Annotated in this window: 22 protein-coding genes; 7 read left to right on the forward strand and 15 right to left on the reverse strand. The window is 67.5% G+C overall.

Annotation, left to right across the window (positions count from 1 at the left end; translation table 11 throughout):
- Positions 1-97: 97 nt before the first annotated feature.
- On the forward strand, positions 98-1,471 hold the full coding sequence (locus I6H87_RS00620) for a tetratricopeptide repeat protein (protein WP_011614978.1): 1,374 nt from the start codon (positions 98-100) through the stop codon (positions 1,469-1,471).
- A 123-nt stretch (positions 1,472-1,594) separates the two neighbouring features.
- Here I6H87_RS00620 and I6H87_RS00625 read toward each other — a convergent pair whose 3' ends face one another.
- Positions 1,595-2,251: a ShlB/FhaC/HecB family hemolysin secretion/activation protein gene (locus tag I6H87_RS00625; protein WP_011614977.1), complete on the reverse strand. Its 657-nt coding sequence runs from the start codon at positions 2,249-2,251 to the stop codon at positions 1,595-1,597.
- Between the two features lie 339 nt (positions 2,252-2,590).
- On the opposite strand from I6H87_RS00625, the gene I6H87_RS00630 reads away from it, so the two are divergent.
- The gene (locus I6H87_RS00630; RefSeq protein WP_010808924.1) at positions 2,591-2,944 is read left to right on the forward strand and encodes a hypothetical protein; all 354 of its coding nucleotides are present in this window, start codon (positions 2,591-2,593) and stop codon (positions 2,942-2,944) included.
- Between the two features lie 31 nt (positions 2,945-2,975).
- Here I6H87_RS00630 and I6H87_RS00635 read toward each other — a convergent pair whose 3' ends face one another.
- Genes I6H87_RS00635 through I6H87_RS00645 form a run of 3 tightly spaced genes read right to left on the reverse strand, consistent with a single transcriptional unit; the run spans position 2,976 to position 5,700 of the window.
- Complete coding sequence (locus I6H87_RS00635) at positions 2,976-3,344, reverse strand: hypothetical protein (protein WP_011614975.1); 369 nt, start codon at positions 3,342-3,344, stop codon at positions 2,976-2,978.
- A complete protein-coding gene (locus I6H87_RS00640) occupies positions 3,341-4,258 on the reverse strand; it encodes a DUF2950 domain-containing protein (protein ID WP_010808926.1) in 918 nt (305 codons plus the stop codon). The genes I6H87_RS00635 and I6H87_RS00640 overlap by 4 nt, the downstream gene beginning before the upstream one ends.
- Before the next feature lie 20 nt (positions 4,259-4,278).
- Positions 4,279-5,700, reverse strand: a complete 1,422-nt coding sequence (locus I6H87_RS00645) for a DUF3300 domain-containing protein (RefSeq protein WP_011614974.1) — start codon at positions 5,698-5,700, stop codon at positions 4,279-4,281.
- 340 nt (positions 5,701-6,040) lie between these two features.
- Here I6H87_RS00645 and ppk2 point away from each other — a divergent pair, with 340 nt between their 5' ends.
- Complete coding sequence (gene ppk2 / locus I6H87_RS00650; RefSeq protein WP_010808928.1) at positions 6,041-6,925, forward strand: polyphosphate kinase 2; 885 nt, start codon at positions 6,041-6,043, stop codon at positions 6,923-6,925.
- Here the strand turns inward: ppk2 and I6H87_RS00655 are convergent, their stop codons facing one another.
- The 11 genes from I6H87_RS00655 to I6H87_RS00705 form a co-directional block, all read right to left on the reverse strand.
- Positions 6,926-7,327, reverse strand: coding sequence for a hypothetical protein (locus I6H87_RS00655; RefSeq protein ID WP_010808929.1), 402 nt, complete (start codon positions 7,325-7,327; stop codon positions 6,926-6,928).
- 83 nt (positions 7,328-7,410) lie between these two features.
- On the reverse strand, positions 7,411-7,665 hold the full coding sequence (locus tag I6H87_RS00660) for a hypothetical protein (RefSeq protein WP_010808930.1): 255 nt from the start codon (positions 7,663-7,665) through the stop codon (positions 7,411-7,413).
- A 196-nt stretch (positions 7,666-7,861) separates the two neighbouring features.
- On the reverse strand, positions 7,862-8,923 hold the full coding sequence (locus I6H87_RS00665; protein ID WP_011614973.1) for a phosphotransferase family protein: 1,062 nt from the start codon (positions 8,921-8,923) through the stop codon (positions 7,862-7,864).
- A gap of 29 nt (positions 8,924-8,952) precedes the next feature.
- Complete coding sequence (locus I6H87_RS00670; RefSeq protein ID WP_011614972.1) at positions 8,953-9,741, reverse strand: SDR family NAD(P)-dependent oxidoreductase; 789 nt, start codon at positions 9,739-9,741, stop codon at positions 8,953-8,955.
- Positions 9,742-9,764: 23 nt separating this feature from the next.
- Positions 9,765-11,204 (reverse strand): NAD(P)(+) transhydrogenase (Re/Si-specific) subunit beta, encoded by a 1,440-nt coding sequence (locus I6H87_RS00675; protein WP_011614971.1) that lies wholly within the window; start codon positions 11,202-11,204, stop codon positions 9,765-9,767.
- Positions 11,201-11,551: an NAD(P) transhydrogenase subunit alpha part 2 gene (locus I6H87_RS00680; protein WP_011614970.1), complete on the reverse strand. Its 351-nt coding sequence runs from the start codon at positions 11,549-11,551 to the stop codon at positions 11,201-11,203. Before I6H87_RS00680 ends, I6H87_RS00675 begins: the two co-directional genes overlap by 4 nt.
- Before the next feature lie 22 nt (positions 11,552-11,573).
- A complete protein-coding gene (locus tag I6H87_RS00685) occupies positions 11,574-12,692 on the reverse strand; it encodes a Re/Si-specific NAD(P)(+) transhydrogenase subunit alpha (protein WP_011614969.1) in 1,119 nt (372 codons plus the stop codon).
- A 116-nt stretch (positions 12,693-12,808) separates the two neighbouring features.
- On the reverse strand, positions 12,809-13,603 hold the full coding sequence (locus tag I6H87_RS00690) for a TauD/TfdA dioxygenase family protein (RefSeq protein ID WP_041687681.1): 795 nt from the start codon (positions 13,601-13,603) through the stop codon (positions 12,809-12,811).
- A 34-nt stretch (positions 13,604-13,637) separates the two neighbouring features.
- Complete coding sequence (locus I6H87_RS00695) at positions 13,638-14,609, reverse strand: zinc-binding dehydrogenase (RefSeq protein ID WP_011614967.1); 972 nt, start codon at positions 14,607-14,609, stop codon at positions 13,638-13,640.
- A gap of 52 nt (positions 14,610-14,661) precedes the next feature.
- Entirely contained in the window at positions 14,662-15,027 is a 366-nt protein-coding gene (locus I6H87_RS00700; protein ID WP_011614966.1) for a hypothetical protein, read from the reverse strand.
- A complete protein-coding gene (locus tag I6H87_RS00705) occupies positions 15,017-15,478 on the reverse strand; it encodes a hypothetical protein (protein WP_011614965.1) in 462 nt (153 codons plus the stop codon). Before I6H87_RS00705 ends, I6H87_RS00700 begins: the two co-directional genes overlap by 11 nt.
- 218 nt (positions 15,479-15,696) lie before the next feature.
- On the opposite strand from I6H87_RS00705, the gene I6H87_RS00710 reads away from it, so the two are divergent.
- Genes I6H87_RS00710 through I6H87_RS00725 form a run of 4 tightly spaced genes read left to right on the forward strand, consistent with a single transcriptional unit; the run spans position 15,697 to position 18,889 of the window.
- Complete coding sequence (locus I6H87_RS00710) at positions 15,697-15,987, forward strand: UxaA family hydrolase (RefSeq protein ID WP_011614964.1); 291 nt, start codon at positions 15,697-15,699, stop codon at positions 15,985-15,987.
- A 5-nt stretch (positions 15,988-15,992) separates the two neighbouring features.
- A complete protein-coding gene (locus tag I6H87_RS00715; RefSeq protein ID WP_041687679.1) occupies positions 15,993-17,147 on the forward strand; it encodes a UxaA family hydrolase in 1,155 nt (384 codons plus the stop codon).
- A gap of 6 nt (positions 17,148-17,153) precedes the next feature.
- Positions 17,154-17,858 (forward strand): GntR family transcriptional regulator, encoded by a 705-nt coding sequence (locus I6H87_RS00720; protein WP_011614962.1) that lies wholly within the window; start codon positions 17,154-17,156, stop codon positions 17,856-17,858.
- On the forward strand, positions 17,855-18,889 hold the full coding sequence (locus tag I6H87_RS00725; protein ID WP_011614961.1) for an Ldh family oxidoreductase: 1,035 nt from the start codon (positions 17,855-17,857) through the stop codon (positions 18,887-18,889). Before I6H87_RS00720 ends, I6H87_RS00725 begins: the two co-directional genes overlap by 4 nt.
- Positions 18,890-18,939 lie beyond the last annotated feature (50 nt).

The following is an 18,939-nucleotide window of genomic DNA, read 5'->3' on the forward strand; positions in this document are numbered from 1 at the left end:
TGACGACAACCCCGGGCCGCGTGGCTCCGACATAGCGGACGAACAGGGGCTGCCATCGAGGCAAGGGCTGCCTCGGTCACACTGGAAGGATTGCGTCATGACACATACTGACTCGCGCGGTGTTTCGGTCTCGAGCACCAACACCAACTCGCTGGAGCGCTTCGAAGCCGCCCTGGAATTGCTGCATGGCTACTATGGCGACCCGCTTACGGTGATCGACCATGCCCTGGCCGACGATCCGGGCTTCGTGATGGGCCATGCCATGCGCGCGGGGATGATGATCACGGCTGGCGATGGCACCGTGGAGCCGATGCTCAGGCAGAGCGTCGAGGCAGGCGAAGCGCTGTCCACCAGCGCCAACGAGCGCGAGCGCCGGCATATCGCGGCGGCACGCGCCTGGCTGGATGGCCACTTCGCGCGCTCGATCCAGCTGTACGGCGACATCGTGGTCGACTATCCGCGCGACAGCCTGGCGCTGCAGATCGCCCATATCGGGGATTTCCTGCTCGGGCAGTCCACCCTGCTGCGCGACCGCATCGCCCAGGTGCTGCCCCACTGGACTACGCGCGTACCCGGCTTCGGCTACGTCCTGGGCATGCATGCGTTCGGCCTGGAGGAAACGAACTTGTACGAGCAAGCGGAGGAACGCGGCCGCTTCGCCCTGGAACTGAACCCGCGCGATCCCTGGGCCATTCATGCGGTCGCCCACGTGATGGAAATGCAGGGCCGCCAGGATGAAGGCATCGACTGGCTGAGCGGGCGCGCCGCCGACTGGTCGCAGGACAATATGATGGCCGTGCACAACTGGTGGCACCTGGCGCTGTTCCATCTCGAACTCGGCCATACCAGGCAGGTGCTGGACATCTACGACGCGCATATCCGCGAGAACCACTCCGCGGTGGCGCTGGAGCTGATCGATGCCTGCGCCATGCTGTGGCGCCTGCACCTGCGCGGCATCGACGTGGGCGAGCGCTGGAACGAAGTCGCCGACACCTGGCAGGCACGCGGCGCCGAAGGCTACTACGCCTTCAACGATACCCATGCCGCCATGTCCTATCTCTGCGCCGGGCGCGACAGCGCCCTGGCCGGCCTGCTTGCCGGCATGCGCGCTGCGGCAGGTGGCAGTGGCTCCAACGCGATGATCACCCGCGAGGTCGGCCTGCCGGTGACCGAGGCCCTGCTCTCCTTCTCGCGGCAAGACTACGACCACGCCATCGAGCTGCTGCTGCCGGTGCGCCAGATCGCGCATCGGTTCGGCGGCAGCCATGCCCAGCGCGATCTCATCAACCTGACGCTGATCGAGGCGGCGTTGCGAGGCCAACGCGCCAACCTGGCCTGCGCGCTGGCGGCCGAGCGCATGGAACTCAAGCCGATGAACCCCAGCCTGAGCAAGCTGGTGCAGCGCGCTTCAGCGCTCCAGCGCGAAGCGGCGGACGGCCAGGGGGAGGCAGTCGCGGCGAAGGTGGCGTAGCGGAAACCCGACAGGTCGATATCGCCGTCAAGGTGCAGGTCGCCGTCCGGCGTGGCGCTGACGATCTCGACTCCGGGGCGCAGATGACGCCCAGCTGGCCGCACTCGGTCTGGGTGAAGCCCGCTAGGCAAGCGTGATCGGCGCGTACTTGAGCGGCACGGTGTCGCCGGCATTGCCCAGGCGCGTGACCTCTTCGTTGTCCTTGAAGTCCACGCCCAGGCTCAGCGTATGCCACCATGCCCCGGTGTCCGGCACGGTATAGGTGCCGCGCAGGCCGACGGCGTGGCCCTTGCCCAGCACGCTGGTGCCGTTCACCGTGGCCACGTTGCTGTCGGAAAGATAGCCCGACGCCTCCACGCTCCAGTTGCTGCCGCGGATCGGCGCCACATAGGAGCCGGACCACACCTGGGTCTGGTTCAAATCCTGTGGCGTGCCGAAGAAGCTCACTGAGGCGCTATGGCCCAGCTGCCAGAGGTTGTCGTGGCCCAGCGAGGCGAAGGCGCGCAGCTCCTTCGTATCGGCGCTGTAGTCGTTGTTCAGGCCAACGCTGGCGCGCCACGGACTGCTGTCGTCGACCTTCAGGTCGACGACCATGGTGCCCGGCATCGCGCCCTGCCACACCAGCGCCACCACCTGGCGCTTGGCACTACGGTTCAACGCAGTCAGCTCTGTCTGCGCCTGCGTGAAATCAGGCACCACGCCTTCCGCCAGCGCCGGCACCTGCTCGCGCACCTCCCGCGGCGAGTTGTACTCGGCACCGACCACGCGCACGCGGCCCACGCGGGGTCATGCATTGGATTGACTCAAGCTTCTTGTTCGAATCGATTGCCGCCGCGCCCCTGCCGCAACGCCCTGACCAAGGGCACGGCAGGCGCGCATCCGATCGCAGGACATGATGGCGTGCCCTCATGTCAGCATTGCGCACGGTGCCTAGACGGACGGCACTGGCGCCGCCTGTCGTTTGTCACAAAAGATTCATCGAGGACGAAGGAGGGAGGCGTGGGGACAGAGTCAACGGCAAATCCCTGCGCGAGGATGGTCCCCGCGAGCGCAGCCTGCTGGCTATACTGCAGCGGCTTCGCCGGCGTCCTGCCTGGCGGCCAACGAAGGAGGTATCGGATGCGGACCTGGCTGACGCTATGCGCCGTTGCGGCGCTTGGACTGGTCGACATGGTACCCGCCGCCGCTGCGGGACCCGCGCCCTGCGTCGAGGTCGAGGTCAACGGCGAGCGCGCGCCTTCGTTCCCGTGCCTGACGCAGAAGCTGCAACCTGCCAACGCAGGCAGGCCGGCACGGCCTGACAGCGGACTGGCGGCCGAGGCGATCGCGCAGCGGCCCTCGAACCAGCTCGGCCTTTATAACGAGGCGGCCACCAGCCATCGCATGGGCAACACCTTCGGCACGTCGGTGTATCCGCAGCGCCCGGCCAGTCCGGCGCCGGGGGCGCCGGTCATTCCGCGCGCGCAGCCTTGACTGGTAGGCGGCAACGGCGGCGCAGCGCGCCTCAGCGGCCCATGCGCGCGTCGTAGCTGCGCGAGATGCGCTCCAGCAGACGCGGATCCGACGGGTCGGTGCCGTCGAACTGCACCCGCACCGTGCCGTCGGCCTGGCGGCGCACGCTGGCCCTCACCGGCAGGTTGTTGCGGGTTCCTTCCACCGTGCCGGCCACGGCATCCTCGGTGCTGATCGCCACGCCCTGGTCGCGCATGGCGCCGGCGGCCGCGGCAAAGGCGCGGTCGTAACGGCTGGGCTGCAGCCCCGGGTAGGTGGTCGGGACCACCTCGGCAGGGTAAGGGTAGGGATAGCATGCCGTCAGCACCGGCATTGCGGCGAACACGGCGACGCCCGCCAGGAGCCCGAGCCCATGCTTCATGGCGTCACCTTGCTCCAGCCAGGGCCGGGATCGAAGGTCTTGGTCGCCGCGGCCTTGCCGGCGCTGTCGGGCCCCAGGTCGCGCTCATAGACCTGGCCATCGTGGCTGACCATGAAGCTCTTCACGCCGGTATCGCCATACCGCACCGGCCAGGCCAGCACGGCGAAGCCGCCGAACAGCTTGCCATTGACGACATAGTTGTACGCGCCGCCGGGTGCGTTGGGGCCCTGCGCGGTCAGCAGCTTGTAGTGATAGCCGTAGTAGCCGCCCTGCCCGGGATTGCGCTGGCCGGCCGTGAGGAACGCGGCCCCGAGCGGGCTGGGCGGTGCGCCATCCGATGTCGGCCAGTACAGCCCGTCCTGCTTGCCCGGCGTACTCGCAAGCTTGCCCGCGTAGGCCAGCAGGCCGTCGCCGTCATGGTCGGTCCGGGCGTATTCGCGCTGGGCGTCATAGACCGCGAGCATGGCCTGGATCACCGCGAGTTCATTGCGGCCGATGCGGCGTATGCGCATCTCGTCGACCCCGGCACGCGTATCGAACTGCCAGCCCTTCGATGTCTTCACCAGCGGCACTGGCAGGGTCCAGCCGTCATTGCCTACGGCGATGCGGGCATGGCTGTCGCCCTCTGGCTTGACCGCATGCGAGATCCGCCAGGCCTCGAGAAAGCGGTATCGGATGTCGGCGCCGACTGGCGGGATCAGGTCGTGGAACCTGGCGCCCAGCAGCACCTTCATGGCATCGTCGTCGCTGGTGGCGACCGCCTCGCCAAAGGCGTTCATGGCGGCCTCGGGGGTTTTGAAGGGCTTCTGCGCGTGCGCGGCGTGCATGCCGGCAACGGTCAGCGCGAGCGCAAGCGCCAGCGCGCAGGCCAGGCGGCCAGGCAGGGATCGGGCAAGGCTTAGTGGTGACGTCATGATCGAGGCTCCCTGGTCCGCTAGCGCCTGCCACCGCGTCCGCCACCGCCACGGCCCCCGCCGCCGAAGCCGCCGCCACCACGGCCCCCGCCGCCGCTGAAGCCGCCGCCTGCGCGGCCTCCGGCCGACTGCATGCTGGAGCGTCCGCGATCAAAGTCGCGCTGCGACGCCGCGCCGCCGCCCACGCCCTGGAAGGCGTTGTCCCGCCCGCCACCGCCGCCGCGGTCGGCTACGGTGGTGGCCCGTTCACCGGCGCCCCGCGACCGGTCGGCGGTCCCCGCGCGGTCCGATGCACCGGCCCGGTCAGATACGCCGCCTCGATCGGAAACTCCGGCCCGGTCAGAGACCCCGGCCCGATCACCACCCCGTTCGCCAGCGCGATCACCGACCCGGTCTCCCGCCCGATCACCCGCCCGGTCTCCGGCCCGATCCCCGGCACCCGGCCGCTCCTGCCCGCCTGCCCGGTCGCGCACCGCGCGGTCGGACACGCCGGCACCGCCCTCGCGACCGCGGAACTCATTGCGCCGGTCCCCGCCTGGCACATCGCGCGAGAATTTCTCGCGGGTGGCGTTGTCGCGGTAGGCCACGCCCTGGCGGTGACTGGCGTCATGCTGCCAGCGCCCGCCCGCCTGTACCTTGGTGCGGTCAAAGTTGCGGTCGATATTGGTGGCCCGGTTGACATTGATGTTCACGTCGCCGCCGCCCCAGTTGCAGTTGCCGAAGATCGCCCCGGCGGCGGCCAGCCCGATGCCCCAGGCAAAGCCCGTGGCCAGCGCGGCGCCCGGGTAGTAGGCGGGATAAGGCGGCCAGTAGTACGGCGGGTAGGACGGATAACCCCAGGAGCCGTAGACCACGGTGGGGTTGTAGGCCGGGACGTAGATGACCTGCGGGTCGGCCGGTTCGATGCGCACCACGGTCTGCACGCCTGGCGCCGCCGTGGTCGCGGGCTCGACAATGACCTTCTGCTGTTCGGTGGTCTTGAGGTTGCCGGATTGCTGGGCCTTGTTGCGCAGCCGCTGGACCGCGGCCAGCACGTCTTTCTCCTGGGCCAGGAAGGCATCGCCCAGCTTCTGCGTCCAGTCGAGCTTGTCGTTCATCGGCTCAAGCACCTGCGGGAAGGCCACCAGCGACTTCACGCTGACATCCCAGGGCTGGTCGGCCACGGCCTTGACCGCGGCGTCGCCCTTGACCTTGGGATTGGCCTTGACCCAGCGCGCCGCGTGCACGATCTCCAGCGGATAGGTGGAGGCCATCAGCACCTGCGACAACACGGAATCGGGATAGAGCGCGATCGGCGCGACCAGCGCCTCAAGCTCCTCGGGCTTGAAGGTGGGTGGCGGGTTCTGTAAGTCTTGGGCAGCGGCGCCGCCCGCTCCCGCCACCAGCGCGACAAACAGCCATGCGCAGCCGGACCTGAGCAGCCGCCTGACCAGAAAGGCCATGTTCCCTCCTCGCAGCCGGTGACGGAGCCATCCGAGGCGTACTGGGGCAGCGCGCCGGGCTGGAGGATGTTCTCCTGCCGCGCGCCATTGCCAGCCGGCATACAGAGCGGATATTGCTCCATACGCGCTACGAAGGTAGTACGGAAGACATTGAAATTCAACCGAATTCCGGTCGCCGCCCGGCAAGGGTTGCGACAGGAAAACGGATCGGCATGAGGATTTCCCCCGATTTTGTTCCTATCGTAGAAACGAGCCGCCAGCGCGCATGCAAGCGGTACCCCCAGGTTTGAAGGTGCATGACCGGACCCTCAAGGCACCGGTACGTCAGTGGAGGAAGATCATGGCCAAGCGAAAAGGGAAGCGCCACGGCGGCAACGGGAGCCAGGCGGAGCCGCCGCGCGAACCAGGCCCGGCTGACAGCCTCGACGAAAAGCCGGACCAGCAGCAGCGCGAGCGCATGTCGGAGAAGGAATACCAGAAGGCGCTCTTCACCCTTCATGTCGAGCTGGTCAAGCTGCAGCAATGGGTGCAGGCCAGCGGCAGCAAGGTCTGCGTGGTGTTCGAAGGGCGCGACGGTGCCGGCAAGGGCGGCGCTATCAAGGCCATCACGGAACGCGTCAGCCCGCGCATTTTCCGCGTGGTCGCCCTGCCCGCGCCGACCGACCGCGAAAAGAGCCAGATGTACGTGCAGCGCTACCTGCCGCACCTGCCCGCCGCGGGAGAGATCGTCATCTTCGACCGGAGCTGGTACAACCGCGCCGGCGTCGAACGCGTGATGGGATTCTGCACCGAAGCGCAGGCCGACGAGTTTCTGCGCGCCGTCCCGCTGGTCGAACGCGCCATCGTGCATTCCGGCATCATCCTGATCAAGTACTGGCTCGAGGTCAGCCCGGAGGAGCAGACCCGCCGCCTGCAGGGACGCATCAAGGACGGCCGCAAGGTCTGGAAGCTCACTGACATGGACTTGCGCTCGTACAGCCGCTGGTACGACTATTCACGCGCGCGCGACGCCATGTTTGCCGCATCCGATACCGACTATGCCCCATGGCATGTGGCCAATTCCAATGACAAGCGCCGGGCGCGCCTGAACATCATCACGCACCTGCTGGCACAGATCCCGTACCAGGCGATCGAACGCAAGCCGGTCAAGCTGCCTGCCAGGCAGAAGGCGGGCGGATACCGGGAGCCCGACTATCCCTATCGGTACGTCGAAGACCGGTACTAGCTACTTCGGCAGCTTGCGCGACCTCCAGTTGCCGTCCTTCTCCTTGCAGTACCACCCGGTCCAGGCTTCGGTTTCGCCGGCCCGGCGGAATTCACTGCGCAGTTGCCGGCAGCGGTCGCCGTGGTCGCGCCGGGACTGCAATGGCGTGAAGGAACCTTCGACCTGCCGCTCGCGCGTGTCGGGCGGCAGCCTGAACGTCATGCGGGCGCCGTCGGCGCCCTGCTCCAGGGTCCTGCGGAAGACAGCCGTCAACGCCGTGAGCTGGTCCTGGGTAAGCGTGCCGACGATGGTGCCGCCCAGGTAGTGGTCAAAATAGGCAACGGCCGGCCCCGCCGACATTGCACCCGCCAGCATTGCGGCACTGCATGCCAGCGCGTGCAGGATCGTGTATCGCCTGTTCATCTTGCCTCCTCCGCCATGGCACGCCCCCAATCGGGCAAGCGCGGAAGCACCGGACCCACATGCCCGCCAGCCGCGGCAGCGGCCTATTCGAAGCGCTCGGTCAGCACCATCGCGTCCACCTTGCGCTGCTTCCAGAACAGGTGGTTGATGCGCGGCTGCAGCAGCCGCAGCGCGGCCCCATCGACCGAATTGAAATGCAGCGACACCGCCGGGCGGGTGCCGTCTCCCGGAACGCGCTCGATCTCATCGCAGGCCGGGAAGCCGTAACGACCGATGAACTCCTGGATTTCCTCGTCGGTTGTCGCCGTATCGATATTCACAAGCATCAGCACACTCATTGACGTCTCCTGAAGGCTCGGGATGCCAGACAGCCCGGTTCCGATGCGGCCCTTGAATCCGCGGGCCCATCTCCCCTTCCTATCTTTAAGCCAGGCCGGATCGGAAGGCAAACTTTGATTCCCGATAAGGAGTCCAGGGCAGATTCCGCCACCTGCGGCGGCTTCGATCCGGCTGGCGCCGGACCGTGCGCCGACACTAGCGCCCTGCCGCGCGGTAGCGCATCGCGAATTGCCACCCCAGTTCGGCCAGCGGCGCCGCCTTCCTGCCTGTCTCCACGGCATCCGCCGCGGCGGCGTTGCCGCTCCTGGCTCGCTGCCCGATGCCGTGCATGATCGCCGCGAGCCGGAAGAAGTTGTAGGCAAGATAGAAGTCCCAGTGCTCGAGCGCGTGCGTGCCGTTGGTCTCGCCGTACCAGCGCAGGTAGGTCGCCTCGTCGGGAATGCCCAGCGCCTGCAGGTCGAGCCCGCCGATACCGCGCCACAGGTCGGCCGGGATATGCCAGCTCATGCAGTGGTAGGCCAGGTCCGCCAGCGGGTGGCCGAGCGTGGACAGCTCCCAGTCGAGCACGCCGATGACGCGGGGCTCGGTGGGATGGAAGACGAGGTTGTCCATGCGGTAGTCGCCATGCACCACGCTGGTCTGCTCCGCGTCCGGGACATGCTGCGGCAGCCACTCTGCCAGCGCCGCCAGCGCCTTGTTGTCGCCCATGCCGGTGTCGCGGCACTGGCCGGCCCAGCGCGCGACCTGGCGCGCCACGTAGCCGCCGCTCCTGCCATAGTCCGCCAGGCCGGCGGCGCGATAGTCCACCCGGTGCAAGGCGCCGATCACGCGGTTCATCTCGCGGTAGATCGCGGCGCGCTGTTGCGGGGACTGGCCCGGCAGGGACTGGTCATAGATCACGCGGCCCTGCAGGAATCCCATCACGTAGAAAGGCGTGCCAAGGATCGTGGTGTCTTCGCTGTACAGGTAGACCCGCGGCACCGGCACGTCGCTGTCGCGCAGCGCGTGCATCACGCGGTACTCGCGGTCGATGGCATGGGCAGACGACAGCAACTGGCCCGGCGGCTTGGTGCGCAGCACGTACTGCTGCGCGCCGCAGGCCAGCCGGTAGGTCGGATTGGACTGGCCGCCGGCAAGGCGCTCCAGGGTCAGTTCGGGCCGGTCGATCAGGCCTTCTGCGTGCAGCAGCGTCGCCAGGGCAGCGCTGTCGAAACCCGAACCGCCAGTGGCGGCGGGAACTGCAAGGGCTGGTTGCATCGGATCGCTCTCCTCGATTGCGGGTGGGCTCAGAGCGAGCTGACCGCGTGGCCGCCGTCCACGGGCAGCACCGTACCGGTCATGTAGTCGGAAGCATCCGAGGCCAGCAGCAGCAGCGCGCCGTCGAGCTGGCGGGGCTGGCCGAGCCGGCGCTGCGGAATGCGCCCGATCATGGCCCGGCCGCTGTCGGTCTTGAAGAAGCCGCGGTTGATGTCGGTCTCGAAATAGCCCGGCGCCAGCGCGTTGACGCGGATCCCGTGCCGCGCCCATTCCAGCGCCAGCGAGCGCGTCAGGTGGATCAGGCCCGCCTTCGCGGCGGTGTAGGCCGGGACCTGCTGCGCCACGCGCAGGCCGAGGATCGACGCGATATTGACGATGCTGCCGCCGCTGCCGGCCTCGCGCATCATCCGCGCCGCGCACTGCGCCACGCGCCAGGCGCCGTTCAGGTTGGTATCGATCACGCCTTGCCAGGCGTCCTCATCCACCTCCATGGCCGGCCCGGTGGTGGCGATGCCGGCGCTGTTGACCACCACCTGGACCGGGCCGAGCTGTTGGCGCGCCGTCTCGAACGCCGCGCCGACCGATGCAGGATCCCTAACGTCGAGCGCTACGACGCAGCCTTGCCCGCCCTGCTTGCGCAGTTCCGCCAGCACGGCCTCGCCTTCGGCCACGCGCCGGCCCGCCAGCGCCACCTTGCAGCCGGCGCGCGCCAGCGTCTGCGCAAAATGCAGGCCCAGGCCGCCAAAGGCCCCGGTCACCAGCGCTACCTTGCCCTCCAGGTCGGCAAACAGGCCGAGGTTGCGTTCTTGCTGGTTCATTGCTTGTCTCCTCTGCATCGGGCTCAGGCGGCCTTGAGCATGTCCTCGACCACCTTCTTGGCGTCGCCGAACACCATCATGGTCTTGTCCATGTAGAACAGCTCGTTGTCCAGCCCGGCGTAGCCGGCGGCCATGGAGCGCTTGTTGACGATGATGGTCTTGGCCTTGTAGGCCTCCAGGATCGGCATGCCGGCGATCGGCGACTTGGGGTCGTTCTTGGCCGCCGGATTGACCACGTCGTTGGCGCCCAGCACCAGCACCACGTCGGCCTGGCCGAACTCGCTGTTGATGTCTTCCATCTCGAAGACCTGGTCGTACGGCACCTCGGCCTCGGCCAGCAGCACGTTCATATGGCCCGGCATACGGCCCGCCACCGGGTGGATTGCGTACTTCACGGTCACGCCCTTCTCCGTGAGCGCTTCGGTCAGTTCTTTCAGCGCGTGCTGCGCGCGCGCCACCGCCAGGCCATAGCCCGGGACGATGATGACCGTCTCGGCGTTACCCATCAGGAAGGCGGCGTCGTCCGCCGAGCCCGATTTCACGTTGCGCTGCGCCTGCCCTGCCGGGCCGCCCGCGGCCGCGGCGTCGCTGCCGAAGCCGCCCAGGATCACGTTGAAGAACGAGCGGTTCATCGCCCGGCACATGATGTACGACAGGATCGCACCGGAGGAGCCCACCAGCGAGCCGGCGATGATCAGCATCGGGTTGTTCAGCGAGAAGCCGATGCCCGCCGCCGCCCAGCCCGAGTACGAGTTCAGCATCGACACCACCACCGGCATGTCGGCGCCGCCGATCGGAATGATGATCAGCACGCCCAGCACGAAGGCGATCGCCAGCATGACCAGGAACGGCATCCATGCCTGCGTCAGGAAGAACGCAATGCCAAAGCCCACCATCGCCACCGCCAGCAGCAGGTTCAGCCAGTGCTGGCCGGCGAACACCACCGGTGCGCCCTGGAACAGCCGGAACTTGTAGCGCCCGGCCAGCTTGCCGAAGGCGATCACCGAGCCCGAGAAGGTGATGGCGCCGACGAAGCAGCCGATGAAGAGTTCGATGCGGTTGCCCAGCGGAATGTCATGCGAACCGGCAACCGTGATGCCGAAGGCAGCGGGCTCCGCCACTGCCGCCACCGAAATAAACACGGCGGCCAGGCCGATCAGCGAGTGCATCGCTGCGACCAACTCGGGCATCTTGGTCATCTGCACCTTCTTCGCCACATAGGCGCCGATGCCGCCGCCCACTACCAGCGCCGCCAGGATCAGCGCCCCGCCGGACAGCAGCTCGCTCTTCAGCTTGAAGATCAGCGCCACCGTGGTGAGCGCCGCCACCAACATGCCGGCCATGCCGAAGGTATTGCCGCGCCGCGCCGTGGTCGGGTGTGACAGCCCCTTGAGCGCCTGGATAAAGCAAACAGACGCGCCCAGGTAGGACAGCGTCACCATATTCATCGACAGGCCATTCATTGCGCTACCTCCGCCAGTTTGCCGCCAGGCTGCCCCTTGGCTTCGGGCTGCGCCTTGGGTGCCTTCTTCCTGAACATCTCCAGCATGCGCTGCGTGACCAGGAAGCCGCCGAACACATTCACCGCCGCCAGCGCCACCGCCAGCGTCCCCATTGAGCGGCCAACGTAGCCCTCGGTCAGGCCGGCGGCCAGCATGGCGCCGACGATGATGATGGCCGAGATCGCATTGGTCACCGCCATCAGCGGCGTGTGCAGCGCGGGGGTTACCGTCCAGACCACGTGGTAGCCCACGTAGATCGCCAGTACAAAGATGATCAGGTTGAACACCGTGTGGCTAACCATTTCCATCGAGATCTCCTTGATTGCCGGTTCAGCTGGCCAGCGCCAGTTCTTCGCGCCGCGTCATCAGGCAGGCGGCGACGATGTCGTCTTCCAGGTTCAGCGTGAACTGGCCGTTCTTGTCGATGACCAGCTTGAGGAAGTCCAGCACGTTGCGGGCATAGAGCGCCGAGGCGTCGGCCGCGACCATGCTGGCCAGGTTGGTGTGGCCGATGATGATGACGCCGTTGTGGTTGACCACTTCGTCGGCCACCGTCAGCGGGCAGTTGCCGCCCTGTGCCGCGGCCAGGTCTACCACCACCGAGCCGGGTTTCATCTGCGCCACGGTGGTTTCCTGCAGCAGCACCGGCGCCTTGCGGCCCGGGATCAGTGCGGTGGTGATGACGATGTCGGCCTGGACGGCGCGCTGGTGCACCAGCTCGGCCTGGCGCTTCATCCAGTCCGGCGGCATCGGGCGTGCATAGCCGCCGACGCCCTGGGCGATCTCGCGCTCTTCATCGGTGAGGAAGGGCACGTCGAGGAACTTGGCGCCGAGCGATTCGATCTGCTCCTTGACCGCTGGGCGCACATCGGAGGCCTCGATCACCGCACCCAGCCGCTTGGCCGTGGCGATGGCCTGCAGGCCGGCGACGCCTGCGCCCAGGATCAGCACGCGCGCGGCCTTGACGGTGCCGGCGGCGGTCATCAGCATCGGCATGAAGCGCTGGTAGTGGTGCGCCGCCACCAGCACGGCCTTGTAGCCGGCGATGTTGGCCTGCGACGACAGCACGTCCATGCTCTGCGCGCGCGTCGTGCGCGGCGCGGCTTCAAGCGCAAAGGCGGTGATGTTCGCGGCGGACATGCGCGCGTTGTTCTCGGCGTCGAAGGGATTGAGCATGCCGACCAGCACGGCGCCCGGCTTCATCTGCGCCAGCTCGGCTTCGTCCGGTGCGCGCACCTTCAGCACCAGTTGCGCGCCCAGCGCCTCGGCGGCGCTGCCGATGCGCGCGCCCGCGGCCTCATAGGCGCTGTCGGTCTGGCTGGCACGCACGCCGGCGCCAGCCTGCAATATGACCTGGTGGCCCTGTGCCACGTATTTCTTCACGGTCTCCGGCGTTGCGGCAACGCGCGCCTCCCCCGCCCGCGTCTCAGTCGGGATCCCTATCTGCATTTCAATCTCCTTTGGTCCCGTGCATTCCGTGCGTCGGGGGTGGACGGGCAACCTGTGTGCCGGGCGCCGCATGCCGGATCAACGGCAAGGCGCGGCGCCGGTCTTGGCGGTACAGCTCAGCGGGGCACTTCCCCTTCCAGCGTGACGCGGTTCAGCACGCGATCGGCATTGCCATAGTCGTGCACGGCGTAGTGCATGGTGCAGCGGTTATCCCACATCACTACATCGCCCTCCTGCCACATATGGCGGTAGACGTTGTCCGGCGTCACCGAGTGCTCATACAGGAAGTCGAGCAGCGGACGGCTCTCCGCTTCGGTCATGCCTTCGATGCACTGCGCGGTGTCGGGGTGGCCGACATAAAGCGCCTTGCGCCCGGTCTCCGGGTGCGTGCGCACGATCGGGTGCACCGCCGTCGGCACCTTGTCCGAACCCGTCATCCTGGCCAGCCGCGCCCCCGAGAAGCGGGCCCGCAGCCCGTCGATCATGCGCTGCATCGCCGGCGACAGGCGGTCGTACGAGACGTACTGGTTGCACCACATGGTGTCGCCACCGATGGGGATGGTGACGGCCGACAGGATGGAGATCTTCGGCGGCACCTCGGTATAGATCGAGTCGGAATGCCAGGCCTCGGTCGAGGCGGTTTCCTTCGGGATCCTGGTGACCTGCGCCAGTTCCGGGAACTCGGTCAGGCCCTTGAGCAGCGGGTTGCCCTGCACCGGCTTGCCCCAGCGCCGGGCGAACGCGACCTGCGCGGCCGGCTGCAGCTGCTGGCCGCGGAACACCAGCACGCCATGCTCCAGGAATGCCCGGTGCAGGATCTCGAAGCTGGCGTCGTCGAGCGGCTGGTTCAGGTCGACACCGGTCACGGCTGCGGCCACGGAGCCGGTCAGCGGCTTGATCTGGATTGTCATCATGTCTCCTCTTATCTATCGCTTCTCTGTGGAATCAGTCGACCAGCAACACGATCTTGCCGACGTGCTGGTCTTGCTTCATGTATGCATGCGCGGCGTCGATGTCGGTCATGGCAAAGGTCCGGTCGATCGGCAGCCGCACGCGGCCCGCGCGCAAAAAGGGCAGCATGTCGCGCGCGCAGGCCTGGATGCATTCCAGCCGCTCCTGTTCCGTGCGCGTGCGGAAGGTCACGCCGATCAGCTGCAGGCGCTTGAGCCAGAGCTGCGCCAGGTCGATCTGGGCGGTCGCCGAGCCCAGCCGCGCGATATTCACCAGGCGGCCCTTGACCGCCAGGCTCTTCATGTTGGCCTCGAACACCGGGCCGCCGACGGTATCGATGATGATGTCGACGCCCTTGTTGTCGGTGGCCTGCAAGACGGCCTCGACCTGGTCGTCCTGCGAGGCGTCGATGCCGACATCCACGCCAAACTGGATGATCTTGTCGAGCTTGGCCGCCGAGCGCGAGGACGCGATCACGGGCCGGGCGCCCATCAGCGAGGCGATCTGGATCGTCGCCATCGCCACGCCGCCCGAGGCGCCGTTGACCAGCACCGACTCGCCCGCCACCAGGCGGCCGTTGGTAACCAGAGCGTCATGCGCGGTGATAAAGACGTTGGGGAACGCCGCGGCATCGATCCACGACATGCCGTCCGGCACCGGGATCAGCGCCAACGGATCGGCCACCACATACTCCGCCTGGCAGCCGCGGCCGTGGCCCATCACGCGGTCGCCCTTGCGCCAGCCGCTGACGCCTTCACCGACTTCGGCGATCTCGCCGGCAAATTCGACGCCGGTGGTGATGGTGTTGCCCGAGCGCAGTTCCTTCGCCTGGTTGATCTCGCCACGGTTGAGGCCGGCAGCGCGCACCCTCACCAGTACCTGCCCCGCTGCCGCCACCGGCACGGGGATAGCCTGCACTTCGACCTTGCCGCCCTCGGGGCCCGGCACTACACGGACTGCCTTCACTGTTGTCTCCTTATCCTGTCTCTCGACGTGTCTCTTGCTGTGTCTGAACTTGCTATGCGCGTCCCAGCGCCGTCGCGCGGATCAGCGACAGCAGTTCCAGCGCCCGTTCGGCAGCAGCTTCTCCACCCGGATGGTTGCCGCGCACAAACGGCGCCCGCGTGTCCTCGATGGCGGCCAGCGCGTGCAGCGGCTTCTCCGCCGCCACCGCCAGCCGCCGGAATTCATTGACCGTCAGCAGGTAGGTGTGGAACACATCCGCCTGCGGCGGCGTCGCGCCCAGCTTGTGCAGCAGCGCGTTCAGCCAGTGCGTGCCCGCCAGCATCGCGCCTTCGATAGTCATCTCGTAGTCGGCGCTGGTGCACTTCTGCAGCGACGCCTCGAGACTGCGCGCAATCGCCATGTGCTGCTCAATGTCCATGGCGGTCTCCTTCCAGGCGCGCTTCCAATAAGTCCAGGCAGCGGCGCAGCGCGGCATCGCAACCCTCGGCAATCTCGGCGGTGGGTGCCAACCCTTCGCGCAGACAGGGATCACGGTAGTGCTCGATGTGCTCCATCGCTTCCATCATCCCGGCGATATCGGCAGGCACCAGCCCCTCCACTTTCGGGCGGCCGACATGCAGTACGTCGCCGAGCGGCCGGAACGCCGGCTTCAGGCTGCCGTCGGGCTGCGGCACCAGGTAGACGCCGGGTTGCGTGGGGAACCGGTCGTCGTCCAGCGTGATGCCGGCCTGGTGCAGTGCTGCATTGACGGCATGGGTGCCAGCGGTCATGCCTGCCCAGAACCACAGGCCGAAGTCCTGCAGCGGATCCAGGCGTGCGCGCAGGGCCTGCAGCTTCGCGATCTTCTCCTTGTGTGACATGACGTTCATGTCCGCCTTCTCCGTTGATTCACTGCGTCAATGCTCCGGCGCAAACAACATCGCCGTTGTCATGACGATAGACAGCGGCCGGACTGATGTCAACAAACTTCTATATAGGACTTCAACTGTAGGAGTAGTGGTTTTCTCTGAGTTCCGCTGTTTTATCCTTGACTATATGGCAGCCGACTCCCTACATTTGACCTCAACACCTATACAGGAGTTGATCAATGCCCCGAGCCATCGTACTGAACCCGGCCGACAATGTGGCCACCCTGCTGGACGCCGGCCAGGCCGGCGAAGCCTGCGCACTGGAAGGCGAGCGACAAGGCAGGCTGGTGCTGCTGCAAGACGTGCCGTTCGGCCACAAGATCTGCATCGCCGACACGGCCGAGGGACAAACCATCGTGAAGTACGGCCAGGTCATCGGCCGCGCCAGCCGCGCGGTGCGCGCCGGAGAACACATGCATGTTCACAACATCGAGTCGGCGCGTGCCCGCGGCGACCTGCAAAAGGGGTAATGCAGATGACAGCAACCTTCCTCGGATACCCGCGCGAGAACGGCGCGGTCGGTGTGCGCAACTGGGTCGCGGTGGTCTCCGTGATGGACAACTGCAATCCGGTCACCCGCACCATTGCCCGCACCGTGGGCGGCTGCATCCCGGTCACGACGCTGTTCGTGCGCGGACAGTTCGGCGCCGACCTGGATTTCGCATTCGAGTCGCTGGCCGGCCTGGGCCGCAATCCCAATATCGCCGCGGTGCTGCTGGTGGGCCTGGAGGAATCGTCGACGGAAGAAGTCGCGCGCCGCATCCGCAGCACCGGCAAGCCGGTCGAATGCGTGCACCTGCAGCCCGACGGCACGGTCGCATGCATTGCCGAAGGCACGCGCAAGGCCAGCCGTCTGTCGCTGGCCGCGTCGAAGGCGCGCCGCGTGCCATGCCCGGTGTCGTCGCTGGTGATCGGCGTCGAGTGCGGCGGTTCTGACACCACTTCCGGGCTGAGCTGCAACCCCGTGATCGGCCGCATGGCGGACATGGTGGTCGCCGGCGGCGGCACCGTGATCATTTCCGAGACCTCGGAGTTCATCGGCGCCGAGCACCTGTTCGCCGAGCGCGCGGCTGATGGCCGGGTGCGCGAGGCCTTCGTCACGGCGGTGCGCAACATGGAAGACCTGGCGATCTCGCGCGGGGTCGACATGCGCGAGGACCAGCCTTCGCCCGACAACAAGCGCGGCGGCCTGACCACGGTCGAGGAAAAGGCGCTGGGCGCGATGGCCAAGGCCGGCACCAGCCCGCTGGTGGGCGTGCTGCGCTACGGCGAGGCGCCGCAGAAGAAGGGGCTGCATTTCATGGACGCGCCGGCCGCGGCAGTGGAAAATCTGACTGCGCTGGCTGCCGGCGGATGCCAGCTCACCTTCTTCGGCACGGGGGTGGGCAATCCGATCGGCAGCATGGTGGCACCGACCGTCAAGGTGTGCGGCAACGTCAATACCCTGCACACCATGGCCGACAACATTGACTTCGACGTCAGCGGAGTCCTGCAGAACGGGGACAAGATCTCCGACCTCGGCGAGCAGCTGTTTGGCTATGCGATGGACGTCGCATCCGGCACGCGGCTGACCAGCGAGGTGCTCGATATCCGGGAGACCGCGGTCAGTCGATTCGCACTGAGCCTCTGAACAACCATGACCAAACTTAGCAGCGTCTCCGACGCGATCATCCGCTCCATCGAATCCGGCGACCTGCGCGAGGGCGACCGCCTGCCCTCCGAGGGCGAGCTCGCCAGCTTCCATGGAGTCAGCGTCGGCACGGTCCAGAAGGCATTGGCACGGCTGACGCATTCCGGACTGATCACGCGCGAACAGGGACGGGGCACCTTTGTTTCCGGGACGCGCGTGGCGCCGGCGGATGTCCGTTACCTGCGCTTCCGCGATGAACAGGGCAACGAACTGCCGTCCTACGTCCATGCGCGCTCGGTAAAGCGGATCAAGCGCAAGGGTCCGTGGTCGGAGTTCCTCGCCGGTGACGGCTACGTGCGCATCGAGCGCGTGATCAGCGTCGGCGGCCGCTTCGACCTCTACAGCGAGTTCTGGCTGCGCGAGGAAGACTTCGCGCAACTCGGCGGGCTGGACCGCGATGCCCTGGAGAAGAACCTGCGCGAGCTGATCGGCCAGCGCCTGTCGCTGCCGACGCTGCGCGTGGACCAGTGGATCCGCTTCGGCCCGGCCCCGGCCGTGGCCGCGCAGGAACTTGGTCTGGACCCCGAGGCGCCGGCATTCATCATGGAGTTGCGTGGCTACACGCTGCGCGACCAGCCGCTCTACTACCAGTCGGTCTACGCCGCCCCGTTCGCGGAGCGCCTGATGATCGTGCGGGAGAAATCGACATGAGTATCCGCTGGAACACTGACAGCCTCGCGCGCTGGACTGCCGCCGTGTTTGAGTCATGCGGCGTGGCGCCAGACCAGGCGACCCAAGCCGCCGCCGCGCTGGTGCGCAGCGAGCTGCGCGGCTACAAGACGCATGGCCTGACGCGGGTCCCCTCCTACGTCGAACGCCTGCGTGCCGGCGATTTCAACCCACGCCCCGAGATGTCGCACAAGACCTTCCCGGGCGGCGTCGTGCTCGACGCCGACGGCGCCATGGGCCAGATCGCGGGCCCGCGCGCCGTGCAACTCGGACTGGAGGCGCTGCAGTCGAGCGCGTCGGTGCTGGTTGCGGTGCAATCGTGCGGCCATCTCGGCGCACTCGGTATCCCGGCATTGCTGGCCGCCGAGGCCGGGGCCTTCTGCATGGTCGGCCAGCGCACGCCGCCCGTGCTGGGCATGGAAGGCTTTGCCCGCGCCGCGATCGGGCACAACCCCATTGCCTTCGGCTGCCCGTTGCCGGGTGCGGCACCGATCGTGTTCGACGTGGCCTGCAGCGTTGCCGCACGCGGCCATATCCTGCTGGCCGCCCGTGAAGGCAAGCCGATTCCCGCGGGCTGGGCGCTCGACGCCGACGGCCACCCGACCACCGATGCGCAACGCGCGCTGGAAGGCTCGCTGCTGCCCACTGGCGGGCACAAGGGCATCGGCATCGCCATGATGGTGGAGTGCCTGGCCGGCGCCATGGCCGCCACCGCGGACTCGCTTTCCCCGGCGCGCAACACTGTCAGCGGCGCCGGCGCGGTCGGCCGCCAGGGCGGTTTTGTGTGGCTGGTCAAGCCGGACGCCTTTGCCGGCAAGGAGCTGTTCGCCGACTACATGGCGCAGTGGACCGGCAACTATCTTGCCGCCGGCGGCGCCGACGCCCGGCTACCCGGACACCGTGGCGAAGCGCTCGAGCGCGAAGGCCGCCAGCAAGGCATCACCCTGCCCGACGCGGTCGTCCGGGCACTGGATACGCTCGGCCGGGAACTCGGCATCCCCCTCCCCGGCTAGCGCCGCTTCCGTCACCAGTATTGCCAGGAATCCGGGTGCCAACGCACGCC

Origin of the sequence: Cupriavidus necator, assembly GCF_016127575.1 — a bacterium.
Taxonomy (GTDB): Bacteria; Pseudomonadota; Gammaproteobacteria; order Burkholderiales; family Burkholderiaceae; genus Cupriavidus; species Cupriavidus necator_D.

Excerpts from the sequence above, each read along its gene's own strand:
- I6H87_RS00620 (WP_011614978.1), top strand. The coding sequence starts at position 98 with ATGACACATACTGACTCGCGCGGTGTTTCGGTCTCGAGCACCAACACC.
- I6H87_RS00630 (WP_010808924.1), top strand. The coding sequence starts at position 2,591 with ATGCGGACCTGGCTGACGCTATGCGCCGTTGCGGCGCTTGGACTGGTC.
- I6H87_RS00635 (WP_011614975.1), bottom strand. The coding sequence starts at position 3,344 with ATGAAGCATGGGCTCGGGCTCCTGGCGGGCGTCGCCGTGTTCGCCGCA.
- I6H87_RS00640 (WP_010808926.1), bottom strand. The coding sequence starts at position 4,258 with ATGACGTCACCACTAAGCCTTGCCCGATCCCTGCCTGGCCGCCTGGCC.
- I6H87_RS00645 (WP_011614974.1), bottom strand. The coding sequence starts at position 5,700 with ATGGCCTTTCTGGTCAGGCGGCTGCTCAGGTCCGGCTGCGCATGGCTG.
- ppk2 (WP_010808928.1), top strand. The coding sequence starts at position 6,041 with ATGGCCAAGCGAAAAGGGAAGCGCCACGGCGGCAACGGGAGCCAGGCG.
- I6H87_RS00655 (WP_010808929.1), bottom strand. The coding sequence starts at position 7,327 with ATGAACAGGCGATACACGATCCTGCACGCGCTGGCATGCAGTGCCGCA.
- I6H87_RS00660 (WP_010808930.1), bottom strand. The coding sequence starts at position 7,665 with ATGAGTGTGCTGATGCTTGTGAATATCGATACGGCGACAACCGACGAG.
- I6H87_RS00665 (WP_011614973.1), bottom strand. The coding sequence starts at position 8,923 with ATGCAACCAGCCCTTGCAGTTCCCGCCGCCACTGGCGGTTCGGGTTTC.
- I6H87_RS00670 (WP_011614972.1), bottom strand. The coding sequence starts at position 9,741 with ATGAACCAGCAAGAACGCAACCTCGGCCTGTTTGCCGACCTGGAGGGC.
- I6H87_RS00675 (WP_011614971.1), bottom strand. The coding sequence starts at position 11,204 with ATGAATGGCCTGTCGATGAATATGGTGACGCTGTCCTACCTGGGCGCG.
- I6H87_RS00680 (WP_011614970.1), bottom strand. The coding sequence starts at position 11,551 with ATGGAAATGGTTAGCCACACGGTGTTCAACCTGATCATCTTTGTACTG.
- I6H87_RS00685 (WP_011614969.1), bottom strand. The coding sequence starts at position 12,692 with ATGCAGATAGGGATCCCGACTGAGACGCGGGCGGGGGAGGCGCGCGTT.
- I6H87_RS00690 (WP_041687681.1), bottom strand. The coding sequence starts at position 13,603 with ATGACAATCCAGATCAAGCCGCTGACCGGCTCCGTGGCCGCAGCCGTG.
- I6H87_RS00700 (WP_011614966.1), bottom strand. The coding sequence starts at position 15,027 with ATGGACATTGAGCAGCACATGGCGATTGCGCGCAGTCTCGAGGCGTCG.
- I6H87_RS00705 (WP_011614965.1), bottom strand. The coding sequence starts at position 15,478 with ATGAACGTCATGTCACACAAGGAGAAGATCGCGAAGCTGCAGGCCCTG.
- I6H87_RS00710 (WP_011614964.1), top strand. The coding sequence starts at position 15,697 with ATGCCCCGAGCCATCGTACTGAACCCGGCCGACAATGTGGCCACCCTG.
- I6H87_RS00715 (WP_041687679.1), top strand. The coding sequence starts at position 15,993 with ATGACAGCAACCTTCCTCGGATACCCGCGCGAGAACGGCGCGGTCGGT.
- I6H87_RS00720 (WP_011614962.1), top strand. The coding sequence starts at position 17,154 with ATGACCAAACTTAGCAGCGTCTCCGACGCGATCATCCGCTCCATCGAA.
- I6H87_RS00725 (WP_011614961.1), top strand. The coding sequence starts at position 17,855 with ATGAGTATCCGCTGGAACACTGACAGCCTCGCGCGCTGGACTGCCGCC.